Genomic DNA, 18,869 nt, shown 5'->3' with positions numbered 1-18,869 from the left:
TGAAGGTCGCCCAGGAGTTTTTTCGGTGAAAGCATGTGCCTAGCCGAGACCGGTTCGCAACCGTTATCTTGTCAGAGTGAACACACCATAAGCTTGACGTTTATCGTGTGTTAACAAAGGTGGTACCGCGAAAATAATCCTTTCGTCCTTTGCGATGAAGGGTTTTTTTATTTTTTGCAAAGCAAGTCATGCTAATAGGAGGAGTCGTACATGTCTACACAGCCAACAACCGACATCGACCAATTGCTGCCGAAAAACTATGATCCAAAAGCAGCAGAGAACAAATGGTATCCGTATTGGATCGAGAAACAATTTTTCAAGGCAGAACGTGACCCGAATAAACGTCCGTTTACGATTGTCATTCCACCGCCAAACGTAACTGGTAAATTGCACTTGGGCCATGCGCTCGATACGACTTTGCAAGATATCATTACGCGTACCAAGCGTATGCAAGGCTACAGCACCTTGTTCTTGCCAGGTATGGACCACGCTGGTATTGCAACTCAAGCGCGCGTAGAAGCTACCTTGCGTGAGGAAGGTGTCTCTCGCCATGATCTGGGCCGCGAAAAATTCGTGGAAAAGGTATGGGAGTGGAAGCACATCTACGCTTCGCATATTCGTGAGCAGTGGGAAAAGCTCGGTCTTGCCCTGGATTACTCCCGCGAGCGTTTTACGATGGATGAAGGCTTGTCCCAAGCTGTACGCGAAGTATTTGTTCGTCTGTACGAAAAAGGCTTGATCTATCGTGGCAACCGCATTATTAACTGGGACCCTGCTGCCCGCACAGCTCTGTCCGATATTGAAGTGATCTACAAGGAAGTAAAAGGTGCGCTGCATCACATGCGTTACCCATTGGCAGACGGCACTGGTTATATCGAAGTAGCTACAACCCGTCCTGAAACAATGCTCGGTGATACGGCTGTAGCGGTACATCCGGAAGATGAACGTTACAAGGACATGATCGGCAAAACCGTTATTTTGCCAATCGTAGGACGCGAAATTCCAATCGTCGCAGATGACTACGTTGATCCTGAGTTTGGCTCTGGCGCTGTGAAAATTACGCCAGCACACGATCCGAATGACTTTGAATTGGGTCTTCGTCATCAGTTGCCACAAATCGTTGTCATGGATGAGACGGGCACGATGAACGAGCTGGCTGGTATCTATAAAGGCTTGGATCGCTTTGCATGCCGCAAGCAAATCATCAAAGATTTAACCGAGCAAGGTGTTATGTTCAAGGTTGAGGAGCATATTCATCAGGTTGGACATAGTGAGCGCAGCGATGCAGTTGTAGAACCATACCTTTCTACCCAATGGTTCGTAAAAATGCAGCCTTTGGCTGACGAAGCACTGGCTAATGCAAACAGCCCTGAGAGCGTGAAATTCGTCCCAGAGCGCTTCAAGACGAATTACCTGCGTTGGATTGAAAACATCCGCGACTGGTGCATCTCCCGTCAGCTTTGGTGGGGTCACCGAATTCCTGCATGGTATTGCGGAGATTGTAACGAAACGATTGTATCTCGCACAGATGTGACTGAGTGCCCAAGCTGCCATAGCCACAAGCTGGAGCAGGACAACGACGTTCTCGATACATGGTTCTCCTCTGGTCTATGGCCGTTCTCCACACTAGGCTGGCCGGAAGAATCTGAGGACATGAAGTACTTCTATCCAACGAACGTCCTGGTAACAGGTTACGATATCATCTTCTTCTGGGTTGCTCGTATGATGTTCTCAGGTCTTGAATTTACCGGAAAAAGTCCGTTTGAATCCGTCTTGATCCACGGCATTATTCGCGACTCCGAGGGCCGCAAAATGTCCAAATCACTCGGAAACGGCGTCGATCCGATGGAAGTGATTGAGAAGTACGGAGCGGATGCACTGCGATACACACTGGCGACAGGGAACTCACCAGGGAATGACCAACGATTCTATTGGGAAAAGGTGGAGGCAAACCGCAACTTCGCGAACAAGATTTGGAATGCGTCCCGTTTTGCCTTGATGAACCTGGCTGACTTCAAATACGAGGAAATCGATTTGAGCGGTGAGCTGTCTACACCAGACAAATGGATTCTCTCCCGCCTGCAAGCGACAATCGCAGATGTAACCCGTCTGTCTGATGCATTTGAATTTGGGGAAACAGGCCGTGTGCTGTACAACTTCATTTGGGATGACCTGTGTGACTGGTATATCGAGATGGCGAAGCTGCCGCTGTATGGTACCGATGAAGCGGCGAAGAAAACAACCCAATCCGTTCTGGTAACGGTTCTGGATCAAACGCTCAAGCTGTTGCATCCGTTCATGCCGTTCATGACGGAGGAAATTTGGCAGGCATTGCCTCACCAAGGCGAGAGCATTACAGTAGCACCTTGGCCAACCGTTAACGAGCAATGGATTTATGCTGAAGCAGAAAGCGAAATGAACCAGTTGATGGATATCATCCGCAGCGTACGCAACATCCGTGCAGAAGTAAACGTACCGATGTCCAAGAAAATTGAGCTCTTGATCAAGCCAAGCGATGCATTGTCCGCTGAGCGTCTGACACGCGGTGAGCACTACCTCACTCGTTTCTGCAACCCTGAGCGTCTGGAAATCAGCCTGGATCTGGCTACGCCTGATAAAGCGATGTCTGCTGTGATCACGGGAGCTGAATTGTTCCTTCCACTGGCAGGCTTGATCGATATCGAGCAAGAGCTAAAGCGTCTGGAAAAAGAAGTGGCGACACTCAACGGCGAAGTGGAGCGCATTGAGAAAAAGCTCAACAATGCTGGATTTATGGCCAAGGCACCTGAAAAAGTAGTCGCAGAGGAAAAAGCGAAAATGGCAGACTACATGGATAAGCGGGATAAAGTGATTGCACGACTTGCCGAATTGAAGGGCGAATGATCCGCCATACCATCGCATATTTTTGAGAATGGAGCATTGTGGTATGCATGCAGAAGAAGGGTTTGTAGAATATACGCAAGCGCTCGACTGGCTGCATGGATTGCTCAGGTTCGGTCAACGGCCGGGGCTTGAGAGGATGCAGTGGGTTTTGGAGCAAGTAGGACATCCTGAGCGGAGAATCCCATTCATTCATGTAGCTGGTACCAATGGAAAAGGTTCAACCTGCGCATTCCTGACGCAAATGCTGATGGAAGCTGGATATAGTGTGGGTACATTTACCTCCCCTTATTTGGTTGATTTCCGTGAGCGCATCCGTTACAACGGCAGCATGATCGCGGAAGAAGATCTATTGCAGTTGGTGAATGAAGTCAAGGTATGGGTGCAACGCTGCGAACAAGAAACAGAGTTCGGTTCCCCTACCGAATTTGAAGTGATTACGCTGATCGCCATTCTTTATTTTTCAAGAGTGGCGAGACCAGCGGTAGTCGTATGGGAAACAGGACTAGGCGGGCGATTGGATTCGACGAACGTCGTCCTTCCGCTTGTTTCGGTCATCACGAATATCGGCATGGATCATACACAAGTGTTGGGAGAAAGCTTGGAAGATATTGCCCGGGAAAAAGCGGGGATTATCAAATCGGGTGTTCCAGTAGTCACAGGTGAGGTTAGGCCGGAACTTCTTGCGATTTTTGAGGAGCGCACAAGACAAACGAAGAGTACGCTATATCATATTGGTGAACATTTCCAGGCGGAGCAGGTAGAGGAGCAACTGGGTGAACAGCAGTTTCGTTACAAAAGCATTCACCGTCGTACGGAAGCATCCTACCGTCTTACCATGAATGGCATTCACCAAACAACCAATGCAGCCGTTGCTTTAATGACCATCGATATCCTGCGAAATTACTTCTCTTTCTTGCTGGAGGAAGAAGAAATATCTCGCGGTTTGCAACAAACGCGTTGGCCTGGTCGTCTAGAAGTCATCTCTCCAAGACCAATGGTTATCTTGGATGGGGCACACAATCAGGAAGGAATGGAGGCGCTTGTAAGCAGTCTGGATCGGTTGTTGCCGGACGGAGTACAGTTGCATTTGCTCTTTTCTGGATTGGCAGATAAGCCGCTTGCCAAAATGGCAGAGTCGCTCGCACCAGTAAAGTCAAAAATCAGAAAGCTGCATGTGACAACCTTTGACTTCCCGCGTGCAGCCGAAGCCAATAGCTTACAAGAGTCGTTTTTAGCCGGTGGCTGGGAGCAAGAGTTTCTCGATGCAGTCCCAGACTGGCGGACGTTTCTCCTTTCTTGGATGCGGGAGAAGCAATCGGCGAAGGCGGATGACTGGTTGGTCGTCTGCGGTTCGCTCTACTTCATCGCCCAAGTACGCGCATTCTTTCCCACTATAGTAGAAGAGGCAGGTGAATAGGGTGGATCAGGCCCAACACGTCCACTTTGTGGGCATCGGCGGTTATGGCATGAGTGCCATTGCCCGCGTCTTGATCGACCTTGGATACAAGGTAACCGGCTCCGATGTCGCCATGAATGATTTGGCGAAAAAGCTGGAAGCAAGAGGGGCGGTCATTCATATTGGCCATAATGCTGCCCACGTGGAGGGAGCAGACAGCATCGTATACTCCACCAGTATTTCCAAAGACAATCCTGAGGTGATCGCAGGTCAAGCATTAGGAATTCCGGTCATGCACCGTTCCCAAATGCTTGCTCGCATATTGAATGAGCGCACAGGAGTAGCAGTTGCCGGAGCACACGGCAAGACGACCACGACATCGATGATCTCTCACGTGCTGGAAGAGTGCGGTGTAGACCCGACTTTTATCATCGGTGGTGAATTGATGAGTGCTGGTACCAACGCAAAGGCAGGTACCAGTGATTATGTCATTGCCGAGGCAGACGAGAGCGACGGTTCCTTTTTGGAATACAGACCGATGTATGAAATTGTGACGAGCATCGAAGCAGATCATCTGGAGCATTTCGATGGCGACTTCAACAATTTGAAACAGGCGTATGTCCAGTTCTTAAGCCATCTCAAACCGAATGGAAAAGCGATCCTGTGTATCGATGATCCACATGTACGTGAAGTCATGCCGTCCGTCGAAAAAACGGTCGTGACGTATGCAGTCGATCCGAATTTTGTGGCGCAAGCACAGTTTTCTGCCACTTCGATTGAATGTGGAGATCGTTGCAGCACGTGCCAGATTTATCACAAGGATGAACGATTGGGTGAATTGTGTCTCGTAGTCCCAGGCAAGCATAATATTGCAAATGCGCTGGCTGCGATCATTGTTTGCCTGGATATTGGCCTTTCCTTTGAAAAAATTGCACAGGCACTGTCTACTTTTAGCGGTGCCAAGCGCAGATTCCAAATTATCGGAGATGTACGAGGCGTCCTGGTCGTAGACGACTACGCGCATCATCCAACGGAAATTATCGCCACACTAAGCGGGGCAAGGGCGTCGGGTAGACGTGTAATCGCTGTGTTTCAGCCACAACGATACACACGCACGTATTTCCTCATGGATGAATTCAGCCGTGCCTTTGCAGAAGCAGACGAAGTGATCATCACGGATATCTACTCCCCAGCGGGAGAAGAAAAGATTGAAGGAGTTACCTCCGAGGTGCTGGTGCAAAAAATCCGCACCAACAGCCACCCGCGTGCGCAGTACATTCCGACGAAGGAACAAATGCAGGAGCATGTCTTCAAAGGATTGCAAGAGGGAGACCTCGTGTTGACAATGGGTGCAGGAGACATTTGGAAATCCGCTTACTGGCTGGCTGAAAAGCTAGAGAAGTAACGGATAGAGACGTATGAAGACTTGGAACCTACGGGTTTCAAGTCTTTTTATAGTTTTGTAAGGTCTCGATAAACCAACAACGCTGGTGAGAAGAAAAAGCACAGGGCTCGTAGACCTTGACAATGCCTACCCAGTCGGAACTTAAAAAAGGAGACCACGCTCGTCGAACACTTCTTCCTTGAGAAACTTCCGCCCGTAGGGTGGCTTTGGCTCGACGGTCCCCTTTTTTAAGTGGAGACGTCCAGTGAATCCCCTTTGCTGGCGTGTCAGAGTCGAAGAGACCTGTGCTTTTTCTTCTCCTCCACTATGACTACTCAACATAGACTTTTATTTTTAAATATTAGTACCAGATACTAATATCAAGTGTTATAATCAGATCATAAAAACGAAAGGTGATGATCGGATGATGACAAATACAAGCCCCTTCAAGTCGCGAATTACCGCCATCGGTACGTATGTGCCGAGTCGCGTTCTTACCAATACAGATATGGAAAAGCTAGTGGATACATCGAATGAGTGGATTTTACAACGAACAGGTATTCACGAGCGCCGTATGGCAAGGGAAGATGAATTTACCAGTGATCTGGCCATCGCTGCAATCCACGATATGATTGCAAATTATGGGAAGGATGTCCGCGATGTCGATATGATTTTGGTCGCAACCAGTACGCCAGACTATCCATTTCCAAGCGTCGCGAGTCAAATCCAGGCGCATTTTCAAGTCGAGCAGGCGGGAGCCATGGACCTCTCCGCTACCTGTGCAGGATTTACGTATGCGCTCCATACGGCAAATGCGCTCATCAGCTCTGGCTTGCATCGCAAAGTGTTGGTAGTAGGCGCAGAAACGTTAACAAAAGTAACCGACTATACAGATCGTACGACGTGCATCCTGTTCGGGGACGGAGCGGGTGCAGTGTTGGTTGAACAAGACTCTACAGCTCCTGGTTTTTTGTCCGCCTATTTAGGCTCAAAGGGGGACGGCGGGATTCATGTGTACCGATCAGGCTTGTCAGCGCATATGGACGGACGAGAATTGAGCGGGAATGGATGCATGGTCCAAAACGGGAGAGAAGTGTACAAGTGGGCAGTAACAACTGTTCCAAAAGGGATGCAGGAGGTTGTGAGCCGGGCAGGCAAAACGCTCGAAGATGTCGACTGGTTCATCCCGCACAGTGCCAATTTGCGTATGATCGAATCCATTTGCGAGAAGAGCCAGTTCCCTCTCGAAAAGACATTATACAGTCTGACACACTACGGCAACACATCAGCAGCTACCATTCCATTGTCGCTCGCCTTGGGGATCAAGGAAGGCAGAGTAAAGGCAGGGGATACGATTCTGTTGTATGGGTTTGGCGGCGGTCTCGTCCACGCTGGCCTTTTGTTCACTTGGAATCCGTAAAACAAGTTCATTAATCGAGAGGCTGTCCAGGACATTCTGGGCAGTTTTTTTATCCCAGGAATGAAAGGTATTCTTAAGAACAGTTTTCGACTGGGGGAAGAAGAATGGCAAACGCAGTGATATTATTCGGGCTCTGCCTTTACCTCTCGTGGGTAGATTTTCGTCATAGACGAATACCCAATCTTGCATTAGGTGCAGGGTTTGTACTGATTTCTATTATGGAGTATGTTCTCTCTTCGCCGATGGAATGGCTGATGGCAGGACTCTTTGCAATTCTTAGTTTACTGGTTTTTGGGTGGATCAGCTGGCACAGGCCGCTTGCGCTTGGGATGGGAGATGTGAAGCTGTTCGCTCTTGTTTGCTATGGACTTGGGGTCCGCGATTTCGTAGTTGTTTTGACAATTGCGAGCATGGCAGCCTTGCTGGTCTCTCTCATCTTGTTACTGATACGAAAAGTAAGTATAAAATGCGAAGTACCGTTTGCGCCTTTTGTGACGATTGGCATAGCAGTCGTTTTGTATATGAACGAAGCCTACTGATATTGCATGTGGAATAAGTAGTAGAAACAAATTTAATAGAATCACTAGATAGAAGTCATAACCCGTCCGAGCAAAACGTATGCTAGTACAAAGAGCCTGTGACTAGGAGGGCAAGCGTATGAGCGGACAAAATAAAAATCGTGTGACGGTCAAAATGAACGGAAGGTTCTGGGATGAAAAGCGGGACGATATCCCAAAGGAAGCAAGTAGAAAGCGCACCCCAAAGGATGACACGCCTCGAGTTCGTATTCAAGCGCCTCCCTTGCCGTTTACTGACCCGTTTAAAGAGAAGGGCAACGAAGCATGGGAACGCATGATGCAACTGCGTGGAGCTGCCGCGAAAGAAACGAAGCCGAACATTGATTTCGATCAGGAGCCAAACGATACCTATGAATCCGATTATGCCTTCGACGATACCGAGGAGAAGGGGTACAGGAGTAGTACAGGGAGTCGGCTCGCAGCATTATGGCCAAAGGGACCCTTTTGGCGTACGACTTTAACAACAAGTGGGGCTATAGCAATTGGACTCTTGTTCGGATTTCTTGTTTTGACGGTCTTTTCCCAAAAAGAATTTTCCGAGTCGTACGGCAATGTTCTGAGTGATACGGTCCAGACACTTACCGCGCCAGGTGCAGGAACTGAACAAGCGGCTGGGAAAAATGGCGTGGAAGGTCCTGTTTTGCCTCATGAAAGCCAGCCAACGCAAGAGACGCCGACGAATGGTAACGCAGTGGGTCAAAAAGCGATAGCTCTACAACTGCCAGCCGTAAACATGTACGTTGCACAGGCAGGAGTATTCCAGCCGGATGCATCGCCGCAAACAGCTGTAGAACCACTGGAGAAAGCGGGGATTCCTCATTTGCTTTATAAGGACGCAAGCAAGCAGTACATGTTCGCAGCCGCGGCACCCACAAGGGATGCTGTGCTAGGCTTTGCCACCAGCTTGAAAAACAAAGGGATGGATATATACGTCAAAGAATTTTCCTTTCCCGCTTTTGAAGGGACTGTCCCTGTCGGAAAAGCCGCTAACGCATCCGGTGACCCTAACGTGAATGCCTTTTTCACCCACGGAGTCAAACTCGTCCAAAAACTTTCAGCACAATCAGGGCTGATTATTACGACAGGCCAACTATCGCCAACGGCAAAAGAAACAGCAGAATTAAAAGAAATTCACCGCCAATTTCTGGAGGAAAGCCGGAAAATGGAAGCCAAAGAAGCCTGGAAGCCATTGCTAGATGGGATGGTAAATGGGGTAAATCAAGCGCTTGCAGCCAGAGACAAAATGGCAGAAGCTAGCGCTGGCAAAAAGGTGGAAAGCGCCGAATCCTATGCGTGGCAAGTACAGGCGGGTGTCCTTGCCTTTTTCGAGAGCTACGCGAGCTGGATTCAAAATGCGCGTTCCTCCACATAAATGAATGTTTATATGGTCTTCCGCAAGGTTTTCTTGCAGGAGGCCTTTTCTTTCTATACAGTAACTACCAAGAGCAATCAGGGATTGTTTCGCTTCTCCCCATTTGCTAAACTTATGTTTGGCAAAAAGAGAATCCCTTATAAAAAGGGAGTTGGGAAAATGGGGAAAGAAACGCTTACTCTCGTGTTTCTGTTGGTGAGTGGACTTTTGTTTGGCAGCATTATCGGGGAGATTTTAAGTCCCTGGCTACCTTTTTTGACCAAGAGCAAAGAGATTACTTGGTCACCTGCGGCAGATTTAGAAATTTTGAAGTACGAACTGAACTTTCAGGTAAAACTAAATCTAGCCAGTATCGGAGGCTTAGCCCTCGCATTTTGGATACATCGACGAATAAAGTAGGTTGAAAAATGACGAAAAAAAATGTTCCTCTCATTCTGGCTTCATCTTCGCCGCGTCGAAGGGAGCTTCTGCAAACTTTAGGCTTATCATTTACCGTCATCACCAGTGATGTAGATGAGACGACAGCAGAGCATTTATCTGCGAGTGAAGTAGTAGAAGAATTGTCTTTGCGCAAGGCCAAGGAAGTGGCTTCTCGCTTGACGGAAGGCGTCGTTTTAGGATCTGATACGGTAGTCGTTCTTGATGGCCAAATTCTGGGCAAGCCTGTTGATGTAATGGACGCATTTCGTATGTTGTCCATGCTTCAGGGGCAAGAGCACACCGTTTATAGTGGAGTCGCCTTGATAGATGTGGAGACAGTCCGTGCGGAAGTCTCACATAGTCTAACACACGTAAGAATTCGAGCTTTAACAGAGCAAGAAATCAAGTCGTACATTGCGACAGGTGAGCCGATGGATAAAGCGGGCTCATACGCCATTCAGGGTATTGGAGCCACGCTCGTGGAAGGAATAACCGGAGACTATTTCACTGTTGTAGGTCTTCCGTTAGGCCTGACGTCTACTCTTTTGACACGTTTTGGGAAACCGATATTGTAAAGTTGTCATGCTTGAAGCAAGCGGCGACGGCCATAAGCCTCATGAACCTCTCCATGTCAGCCGTTTTCGATAATGTGAATATGGCTGGAGGCGGATATAAAATGGCAACAAATACCTGTAACAAAATGCTGTTGAAAAACGTCCCTTACTATGACCGTCCACGTGAACGACTGCTTCGCGAAGGAGCGGTCCATCTGTCTGATACTGAACTTCTTGCCATTTTACTGCGGACAGGCAGGGAACAAGAGACGGCTCATCAGCTGGCTCAGCGCTTGTTAGCCAGGTTTGGAGACCTGCGTGGTTTAGCCCAAGCCTCTCATGCTGAGTTAACAGAGCTAAAAGGAATTGGTCCAGTCAAAGCGATTGAATTACATGCTGCGTTTGAGCTTGGGCGTAGATTGATGGGAGTGCCTCGAGAGTATAGGGCTTCTATCCGTTTACCACGGGACGTAGCTGATTTGATGTCGCCAGAGCTTGCTCATTTGACACAGGAACATTTTGTCTGTCTCTTTCTGAATACCAAGAACCATGTGATTGGCAAGCAGACGATTTTTGTAGGCAGTCTGGACGCTTCCATCGTACACCCGAGAGAAGTCTTTAAAGAAGCGATCCGTCGTAGCAGCGCATCGGTGATATGCCTACATAACCATCCGAGCGGTGATCCGACACCTAGCAGGGAAGACATCGCGATTACGCATACATTGCGTGACGCTGGTGAACTGGTGGGGATTTCATTGTTGGATCATGTTATTATCGGGGAAGGCAAGTACGTTAGTCTCAAAGAGCAAGGGTACTTGTAACATGTTTTTACGTGCAAGATTTATCATCGATACGTTTAGGAATTCTTGTGCGCATGAAACCTTCCACAAAAACGCGGTCGCTCTATCTTGGAGAGGCCTCGATAGAGGTTCTCTTATGCTTGTCATTTGGATAAATATTTGGAAGGAGTTTTTTTATGTTTGGTGGATTTACACGTGACTTGGGGATTGACCTCGGCACTGCCAATACACTTGTTTTTGTGAAGGGTAAAGGAATTGTGGTGCGTGAACCTTCTGTTGTAGCGATTCGTACTAATAACAATTCCATTGAAGCAGTAGGGAATGCTGCGAAAAGTATGATCGGTCGTACGCCGGGTAATATCGTAGCGGTTCGCCCTATGAAAGACGGGGTTATCGCTGACTTTGATACAACTGCGACAATGATGCGCTATTTCATCAATCAAGCTCAAAAAAATCAAGGGCTGTTTACGCGTCGTCCAAACGTAATGGTCTGTGTACCTTCGGGAATTACTGCGGTGGAAAAGCGTGCAGTCGAAGACGCTACAAAGCAGGCTGGGGCGAAGGAAGCCTATACGATTGAGGAGCCGTTTGCAGCAGCGATCGGTGCAGACCTGCCAGTGTGGGAACCGACTGGAAGTATGGTCGTAGATATTGGTGGTGGTACAACAGAAGTCGCTATCATTTCTCTCGGGGGGATTGTTACATCCCGCTCCATTCGAGTGGCCGGGGATGAGATGGACGAGGCGATTATTCAGTACATCAAGCGCCGTTACAACTTGATGATCGGGGAACGGACAGCAGAAACATTGAAGCTGGAGATAGGCTCTGCGATTGCTCCTGATGAGGTCGAAAACGTTGACATTCGCGGTCGTGACCTTGTAACCGGATTGCCAAAAACGCTCTCGGTAAGCAGCACAGAGATTGCCGAAGCATTGGCGGAAACCATTTCTGCTATAGTGGAATCGGTTAAGGTAACACTCGAAAAAAGCCCGCCTGAGCTTGCGGCGGACATCATGGATCGTGGAATTGTACTCACAGGCGGCGGTGCGCTCTTGCGTAACATGGATCGCCTGTTAAGTAAGGAAACGGGTATGCCCGTGCATGTCGCAGAAAACGCACTGGATTGCGTAGCGATTGGAACAGGTCGTGCATTGGAGAACATTCACCTGTTCAAATCCAAGCAAGGCATCACCTCTTCCCGACTAAAACGGGGTAAATAAACGGAGGGTAGGGCATGTCGTTTTTCGGGAATAAGCGGCTTATCATTGTACTTGTAGGCTTGGTCCTGCTTATCTCCGTCGTGGGCTTCACTTCTCGTGAACGGGTTAGCCTGACCTGGCCAGAAATGTTCTTCAAAGATACCTTCAGCGTGGTGCAGGGCTTTTTCTATCGCCCTGCCCAGGCTGTTTCTGGCTTTTTTCAGGAAATTGAAGACGCGTACGGCGTATATGAAGAAAACAAGGCACTCAAGGCTAGTTTGGATCAATATGCCCGTCTAAGTGCCGAATTGCACACACTCAAGGCAGATAATGAGCGCCTTCGAGAAATGGTGGGGGCAAAAGATTCACTCAAATCTTACAGGCTTCATTTTGCAGAAGTCGTAGCAAGAAACCCTGATACCTGGAACAACGTTGTTACCATCGACCAAGGTTTGAAAAGTGGCATCAAAAAGGATATGGCGGTCATCACTGCCAAAGGAATGATTGGGCGCGTACAGAGTGTTGCCAACTTTTCATCTACAGTTGAATTGTTGACGAGCTATGAACGGCGGGACCATATTTCTGCGGGGATTTTGACGCAGGAACTGGTCGGAGGCAAGCCAGTATACCGTCAGATTAGTGGTGTCATCGAGGAATACGATCCGCAAAAGAGATTACTCGTCATGCGTAAAATCCCTTGGGGACAGGCCATTAAAAAAGATCAGCAAGTTATTTCGTCAGGTTTGGGAGGCGTCGTACCTCCTAATTTGCCGATCGGCTATATTGTTCGCGTAGAGCCAGATGATTACGGCTTGACTCAAACCGCCTACATCCAGCCAAGCGCTGATTTTTCACAATTGAATGAAGTCATGGTTGTGGAACGAGATTTTACAATCGCTCCCAATGGCGAATTGATCCCGCAACAGCCAGCCGGCCAGACACAAACGCAGACAACTGTGCCTCCGGCTTCACCTGCTAGCGGGGGTGGTCAGTAATGGCGCGATTTTTATTGACGCTGGGCGTCGTGGTCATGTTTGTACTGGAAGGAACTGTGATGCAAGTATTTTCACCTGGTACTGGGGGTCTGTCTTGGATGATAGTCCCCCGGTTTGCGCTTGTCTGCTGTATCTTTATTTCGATGTATCTCGGCAGGCGAGAGGGATTGTATTACGGGATCGCCTTCGGATTTTTACAAGATGTCTTGTTTGGGCAACTAATTGGAATCTATACCATGTCCATGATGGTGGCCAGCTACTTTGCAGGGATGATCGTTCTTTTGTTCCAGAGAGGATTCGGGATGGTTTTCATTACCAGCTTCCTGATTTTGTTCGGACATGAGTGGCTTTTGTATTCCTTGTTCCGCTTGTTTTCCGCTGCCCCCTTCGATGTTCAATGGATTTTGACACATCAAATTTTGCCTAGTGTGCTGTTTAATCTCGCTTTTGGCTTACTGGTATACTTTCCGATCAAGAATGTATGCAACAAGATTCTGGCGAAAAAGGAAATGCACATGCAGTAAGGGCAAAGGAGAGGAGAGTTCGTGGAAGAAGTCAAAGAACCGAAATCAGACATACCTATTCGGCTCAATATATTGTTTGTGATTGTATTTTTGTTCTTCGCTGCCATTATTTTACGGCTAGCCTTTGTGCAGTTGGTGGAAGGCGAACAGTACAAGCATGAATTGGAAAAGTTCAGTATTCGTGAACTGCCGATTTCTGCTCCTCGAGGCCGTATCTTGGATAAAAATGGCGAAGTACTCGTTTCGAATAAGCCAGTGTATACCGTTCAATACGTTGAAGAACAAGGGCAGGACATTGATGAAGAGAAAGTCGCGGATCGTCTGGCAAAAATCCTCATTCCCGATGGCGGCAAAATTGGTACGGATAAGGAACTGTTAAAGAAGACGATTGAACTGAGATCAACTTTGCCTGTTGCTTTCAATGCGCAAGAAACAAACGATCTCAAGGCAAAGGTTTCGGCGAAGTTAAAAGCCGTTCCGAAAGTAGAGACCGTTGATCAGATGTCGGACTTTGAGCTGGTAAAAACTGCGGTGTATCTCGGGATGCGCGTTCGTTCTCCTTTTGATGACAAGGATCGAGCAGACCTTATTAAGAAACTGAATGCTGCCAAACCGGCTACACCCGCTATTACGGAAGCGAACACTACGGACTTCGAGCTGTTAAAAATGGCGATAAACGCCAATATGACCCTCACTCTCAAATTGGACAAGGAAGATCGCAATGACCTCGCCAAAAAAGTGAAGGATCAGATCGGAGTTTTGCCAACCCCTGACGGCTTAGCAGAAAAGTCCGACATGGATTTGCTGCGCTATGCCTCGTTGTTCGACATGGATATCAAACTGCCGTTGACAGAGCAGCAACGCCAATTTCAATGGCACAAGCTCTCTTTGTTGCAGGAGATGCGTTCACCGCAGATGGCTAGCTACATTCCGAGACGTGTCAAGGTCAACATCACGGAGCAGGAAATGTTCCAAATCGAGGAACGACGTACCGAACTGCCGGGAATTAGTGTGGAGCTGGAGCCTGTTCGCCAAATTTTCGAAGATCCGGATGGTTCGGCATTTGGTACTCACTTTCTCGGGTACATCAATGCCATTCGTCCTGAGAGCTTGAAAGAATATCAGGCACAAGGCTACAACGCTATCGACCGTGTCGGTGTTACCGGTCTGGAGAGCTCCTATGAACGTTATTTGCGCGGCAAAAACGGGATTATGGAAGTACACGTGAACAAAAATTCAGAGACGGTAGAGAAGCAGATGCGTCAAGCCCCCGAGCCAGGAAACGATCTCGTTTTGGCTATGGACTGGCGTTATCAAAGTAAGGTAGAGGCCATCTTGAAAGAAGAGGTTGAAGCATTCAAGAAGCGCCCTTCTACGCCAAAAGAATTTAAAGACGCGCACGTATTGGTGATGAATCCAAATACGGGCGAAATATTGGCGATGGCGAGTTATCCAGATTACGATTTGAATCTGTATTACGACCGTAAGAAATTCAACGAGAATTACGCCTCGCTTATTTTGCCGAATGAATCAAACCGATTCATTTATACGCCGTATCCACCTGCTTCTACCTACAAGCCACTGTCTGTCATGATTGCGCTTCAGGAGGGGCTGACTACACCGAACGAAGTCATCTATGACCGAGGCGGCTTGAAAGTCGGTAACACGTATAAACGCAACTGGAAGGCAAGTGGTCATGGCCCTGTTAACGCTCGTCGTGCCTTGCAGGTGTCGAACAATACGTATATGTACGAAATGGCGATTCGCTTAGCAAGAAAAGGGAAAGATGGCTGGGAGAAGCAGTTCTCTGTCTATGATTACTACAATGCCCAGTTTGGTCTTGGTGTGAAAACAGGTGTGGATCTGCCGAATGAACATACCGGTTGGGAAAACCAGAACCTTTACTACGGAAACTTGGCGGACGTGATGATTGGTCAATACGATCTGTTCACGCCGATGCAGCTGGGGCAATACGTATCGACCATTGCGAATGGAGGATATCGGGTACGCCCACATCTTGTAAAAGAAATTCGTAAAGGAACTACCGACCCGAAGAAACCAGGACAAACGCTCTCAGTTATTGAACCACAAGTGCTCAACCGGGTTGATATCGATCCGAAGTATATCCAGGTGGTAAGAGAAGGGATGCGGATGGTTACTCAGCCAGGTGGTACCGTTCAACGTTTCAATGGGTTACCTTTCACAGTGGCAGCCAAGTCTGGTACGGCACAAACGTCGCAGCCAGCGGAAAATGCACTGGTTGTCGGCTTTGCGCCTTATGAAAATCCCCAACTGGTCTTCGTCGTTATTGCGCCGAACAGTTTGAGAGACGGTACATCCAGTTCTGATGCGACTGGTCCGATCTCGCGTCGATTGCTCGAAGCCTACAATGAACTGAATCCTGGTGTCCTTACTGGTGGGGTTCCGAAGCCAAATCCACCGTCCGCGAAGTAACCGCAATGGTTGTCCAGGGCAATCAAGCCCAAGAGAATAATGGAGTCAAGCCCTTGCAAACTGCCACCATCTGACCCGATTCGGCAATTTTTTCATACAGAGCAGGAAAAATCTTTCTGCATGGCGAATGGTATCGGTCGAGGTGAAACCGGTGACGACTGTGAAAAGCAAGGTCACGATCAAAGGGACTAAAGAGGGGCTCGTCTTCTTTATGGATGATACCTGTTCCTTCGACGAACTGCTGGCCGATATGCGTGAAAAAATAGAGCATAGCCACCAACAGATTTTGTCGGGGCCACTCATTCGGGTATCTATAAAATTGGGGAAACGATACTGCTCACCCGAGCAACAAGAGCAGTTGACTCAAATTATTCGAACGAAGGGCAACCTGGTGATCCATACAATCGAATCTGATTTGATCACGCGGGAAGAAGCTATGGCTGAACGCCTGAAAACCCATTTTTCCATACAGGTAAATACGGTACGCTCTGGGCAAGTACTGGAGTTTGACGGTGATTTGCTCTTATTGGGAGATGTCAATCCCGGGGGGACGGTTCGCAGTACAGGAAGCATCTACGTGCTGGGTCATCTCAGAGGGTACGCGCACGCAGGTATTTCCGGTGACTCACAGGTAATTATTGCGGCTGCAGTCATGAGTCCTACCCAGTTGCGGATTGCAGATGTGATCAGCAAACCGGGTGAGGAATGGACGAATAATTCCGGAGGCACAGAATTTGCCTATCTGGAAAATGAGATCATGCTGGTAGCGAAAATGAACTACTTGTCGCGAATCCGCCCTGATTTGGGTGAGAAAAAGCGTGAGGGTTGAGGGGAAGAGGAGGAACGGACGTGGGGATTGGAATTGTCGTAACTTCCGGTAAAGGCGGCGTGGGTAAGACGACCACTTCCGCCAATTTGGGAACGGCGCTCGCATTGTTGGGACAAAAAGTTTGCATGGTAGATACCGATATTGGCCTGCGCAATTTGGATGTAGTCATGGGACTTGAGAACCGAATTATTTATGATCTGGTAGATGTTGCAGAAGGCGCATGCCGACTGCCGCAAGCTCTGATCAAAGACAAGCGGTTTGACAATCTGGCATTACTCCCGGCTGCTCAGACCAAGGACAAATCAGCAGTAACTCCTGAGCAGATGGAGGAAATCATTACGCAGTTGAAGCGGGAATATGATTATGTCATCATCGATTGCCCTGCGGGTATTGAGCAAGGCTTCCGCAATGCAGTGGCAGGGGCTGATCAAGCAATCGTCGTGACTACACCTGAAAAAGCCGCTGTGCGTGATGCTGATAGGATTATTGGCCTATTAGAGCGAGAAAAAATCGGAATGCCGAAGCTGGTTATTAATCGCGTTCGCTCCCATATGGTGAAAAATGGCGACATGCTGGATGTAGAAGACATTTTGGATTTGTTAGCCATTGACTTAATTGGTGTAGTGCCGGATGATGATCATATCATTAAATCCGCGAACCAAGGTGAGCCGGCTGTAATGAATCACGAATCGCGTGCTTCCATCGCGTATCGGAATGTTGCTCGTCGCCTTTTGGGTGAAGCTGTTCCATTACAACCATTGGAAGAAAAAGCGGGCGTGTTCCACAAAATGCGTAAATTCTTTGGATTAAAATAGGTAATACTTGGCTCCCTTCTTTTATAGAGGGGAGTCACGTTTTCTAGGAGGAAACGGATGGACCTGGAAAAACGTCATTTAAAAACAATTGACTGGACCATCATTTTGATTTTGGCAGGGCTGGGTGTCTTCAGCTATTTGGGGATTTCCGGTTCTGCGGCAGGTGTAGATAAGGCGCATCAGCAGGTCCTTTGGTATGTCATCGGATTTATTGTACTAGGTGTGACATTGCTATTTGACTATCGTCTATTCCACAACATGGCTTATGTCTTATATGCGCTCGGTCTGATTCTTTTGATCGGGGTATTTCAAACGAAGCCCATTAACAATACGACGAGCTGGTATGACCTTGGTCCTGTGTTGTTTCAGCCTTCTGAACCGATGAAGCTGTTCACGATCATAACGGTGGCCCGCTTCTTGTCCAAGAGGGCAACGGATCCGGATCGGTTTTACTATTTTTATAAGCTGATTCCGGTAATGGCTCTGGTTGGTGTACCATTGCTTTTAATTTTGATTCAGCCCGATTTGGGTACGGCCATGGTTTATACGGGTATGCTTGCCACTATGCTCATCGTTGGTGGTATACGGATGAAGCATGTATTGTATGTGGGCGGGCTGGCTGGCAGCTTTTTTGCCGCCATGACGCTGTTGTATCAATACAAGCAGGATATCTTTTTCAAGATTATCAAGCCGTATCAATGGGATCGGATCGTCTTTTGGATGAACCCGGATCTTGAACCAATGGGACGAGGGTTCCAGCTTAAGCAAGCATTGATTGCCATCGGCTCAGGGCAATTGTTCGGAAAAGGGATTGATACGCCGACGCAAGCGAGCTTTGGATGGGTGCCGGTAGGAGAAAGTGATTTTATCTTTACCGTCATTGCAGAGAAGCTGGGCTTTGTCGGAGCGGGCTTGCTGATGATTCTGTTTTTCGTCTTGATTTACCGAATGATCCGCATCGCGATGGAGGCAAAAGATCCGTTCGGCTCTTACGTTGTCGCGGGTGTCGTAGGGATGCTTACCTTCCAGATCTTCGAGAACATCGGGATGACGATTCAATTGATGCCGATTACGGGTATTCCACTCCCATTCATTAGCTACGGAGGGAGCTCACTCGTAACCAACTTCCTGATCATCGGTGTGGTTCTCAATATTGGGATGCGTAAGGATAAGTTGCGTTTTGATTAAAGGAGTTTGTTCAAAAGTCTTCAGGTTCTCGCCACTTTCTCGGTGCTGAATAGAAGAC

16 protein-coding genes and 1 other annotated feature (1 of these 17 only partly in view) are annotated in these 18,869 nt (G+C 48.2%); all 16 genes read left to right on the top strand.

Annotated features, from left to right (window positions below; genetic code table 11):
- Nucleotides 1-153, top strand: a binding site (T-box leader); it begins 89 nt to the left of the window's first position.
- 57 nt (nt 154-210) lie between these two features.
- The 16 genes from HP568_RS20190 (at nt 211) to rodA (ending at nt 18,811) form a co-directional block, all read left to right on the top strand.
- A complete protein-coding gene (locus tag HP568_RS20190) occupies nt 211-2,883 on the top strand; it encodes a valine--tRNA ligase (protein ID WP_173630048.1) in 2,673 nt (890 codons plus the stop codon).
- 43 nt (nt 2,884-2,926) lie between these two features.
- A complete protein-coding gene (locus HP568_RS20185; protein WP_173630061.1) occupies nt 2,927-4,300 on the top strand; it encodes a bifunctional folylpolyglutamate synthase/dihydrofolate synthase in 1,374 nt (457 codons plus the stop codon).
- A gap of 1 nt (nt 4,301) precedes the next feature.
- A complete protein-coding gene (murC, locus tag HP568_RS20180; RefSeq protein ID WP_048032099.1) occupies nt 4,302-5,684 on the top strand; it encodes a UDP-N-acetylmuramate--L-alanine ligase in 1,383 nt (460 codons plus the stop codon).
- Nucleotides 5,685-6,087: 403 nt separating this feature from the next.
- The gene (locus tag HP568_RS20175) at nt 6,088-7,083 is read left to right on the top strand and encodes a ketoacyl-ACP synthase III (protein WP_048032100.1); all 996 of its coding nucleotides are present in this window, start codon (nt 6,088-6,090) and stop codon (nt 7,081-7,083) included.
- Nucleotides 7,084-7,187: 104 nt separating this feature from the next.
- A complete protein-coding gene (locus HP568_RS20170) occupies nt 7,188-7,622 on the top strand; it encodes a prepilin peptidase (RefSeq protein WP_173630047.1) in 435 nt (144 codons plus the stop codon).
- Nucleotides 7,623-7,740: 118 nt separating this feature from the next.
- A complete protein-coding gene (locus tag HP568_RS20165; protein WP_173630046.1) occupies nt 7,741-9,033 on the top strand; it encodes a hypothetical protein in 1,293 nt (430 codons plus the stop codon).
- A gap of 159 nt (nt 9,034-9,192) precedes the next feature.
- Nucleotides 9,193-9,432, top strand: coding sequence for a DUF4321 domain-containing protein (locus tag HP568_RS20160; RefSeq protein WP_007726664.1), 240 nt, complete (start codon nt 9,193-9,195; stop codon nt 9,430-9,432).
- An 8-nt stretch (nt 9,433-9,440) separates the two neighbouring features.
- Nucleotides 9,441-10,028, top strand: coding sequence for a Maf family protein (locus HP568_RS20155; protein ID WP_173630045.1), 588 nt, complete (start codon nt 9,441-9,443; stop codon nt 10,026-10,028).
- Nucleotides 10,029-10,129: 101 nt separating this feature from the next.
- Nucleotides 10,130-10,828 carry a RadC family protein gene (gene radC, locus HP568_RS20150; protein ID WP_012685551.1) on the top strand — a complete coding sequence of 233 codons (699 nt, stop codon included), beginning with the start codon at nt 10,130-10,132 and terminating at the stop codon, nt 10,826-10,828.
- Between the two features lie 155 nt (nt 10,829-10,983).
- Nucleotides 10,984-12,027, top strand: coding sequence for a rod shape-determining protein (locus HP568_RS20145; RefSeq protein ID WP_016739188.1), 1,044 nt, complete (start codon nt 10,984-10,986; stop codon nt 12,025-12,027).
- Between the two features lie 14 nt (nt 12,028-12,041).
- Nucleotides 12,042-13,001, top strand: coding sequence for a rod shape-determining protein MreC (mreC, locus tag HP568_RS20140; RefSeq protein WP_173630044.1), 960 nt, complete (start codon nt 12,042-12,044; stop codon nt 12,999-13,001).
- The gene (gene mreD, locus HP568_RS20135; RefSeq protein ID WP_048032105.1) at nt 13,001-13,525 is read left to right on the top strand and encodes a rod shape-determining protein MreD; all 525 of its coding nucleotides are present in this window, start codon (nt 13,001-13,003) and stop codon (nt 13,523-13,525) included. The genes mreC and mreD overlap by 1 nt, the downstream gene beginning before the upstream one ends.
- 21 nt (nt 13,526-13,546) lie before the next feature.
- Nucleotides 13,547-15,979: a peptidoglycan D,D-transpeptidase FtsI family protein gene (locus tag HP568_RS20130; RefSeq protein WP_048032106.1), complete on the top strand. Its 2,433-nt coding sequence runs from the start codon at nt 13,547-13,549 to the stop codon at nt 15,977-15,979.
- 127 nt (nt 15,980-16,106) lie between these two features.
- The gene (minC, locus tag HP568_RS20125; protein WP_017247539.1) at nt 16,107-16,808 is read left to right on the top strand and encodes a septum site-determining protein MinC; all 702 of its coding nucleotides are present in this window, start codon (nt 16,107-16,109) and stop codon (nt 16,806-16,808) included.
- Nucleotides 16,809-16,828: 20 nt separating this feature from the next.
- Nucleotides 16,829-17,623: a septum site-determining protein MinD gene (minD, locus tag HP568_RS20120; protein WP_048032107.1), complete on the top strand. Its 795-nt coding sequence runs from the start codon at nt 16,829-16,831 to the stop codon at nt 17,621-17,623.
- Nucleotides 17,624-17,680: 57 nt separating this feature from the next.
- Nucleotides 17,681-18,811, top strand: coding sequence for a rod shape-determining protein RodA (gene rodA / locus HP568_RS20115; RefSeq protein WP_048032108.1), 1,131 nt, complete (start codon nt 17,681-17,683; stop codon nt 18,809-18,811).
- Nucleotides 18,812-18,869 lie beyond the last annotated feature (58 nt).

The sequence above is a fragment of the Brevibacillus sp. MS2.2 genome (assembly GCF_013284345.1).
GTDB lineage: Bacteria > Bacillota > Bacilli > Brevibacillales > Brevibacillaceae > Brevibacillus > Brevibacillus brevis_C.
Note: the sequence above shows the minus strand (reverse complement) of the source record. Positions and strands in the feature narration are given on the sequence as shown.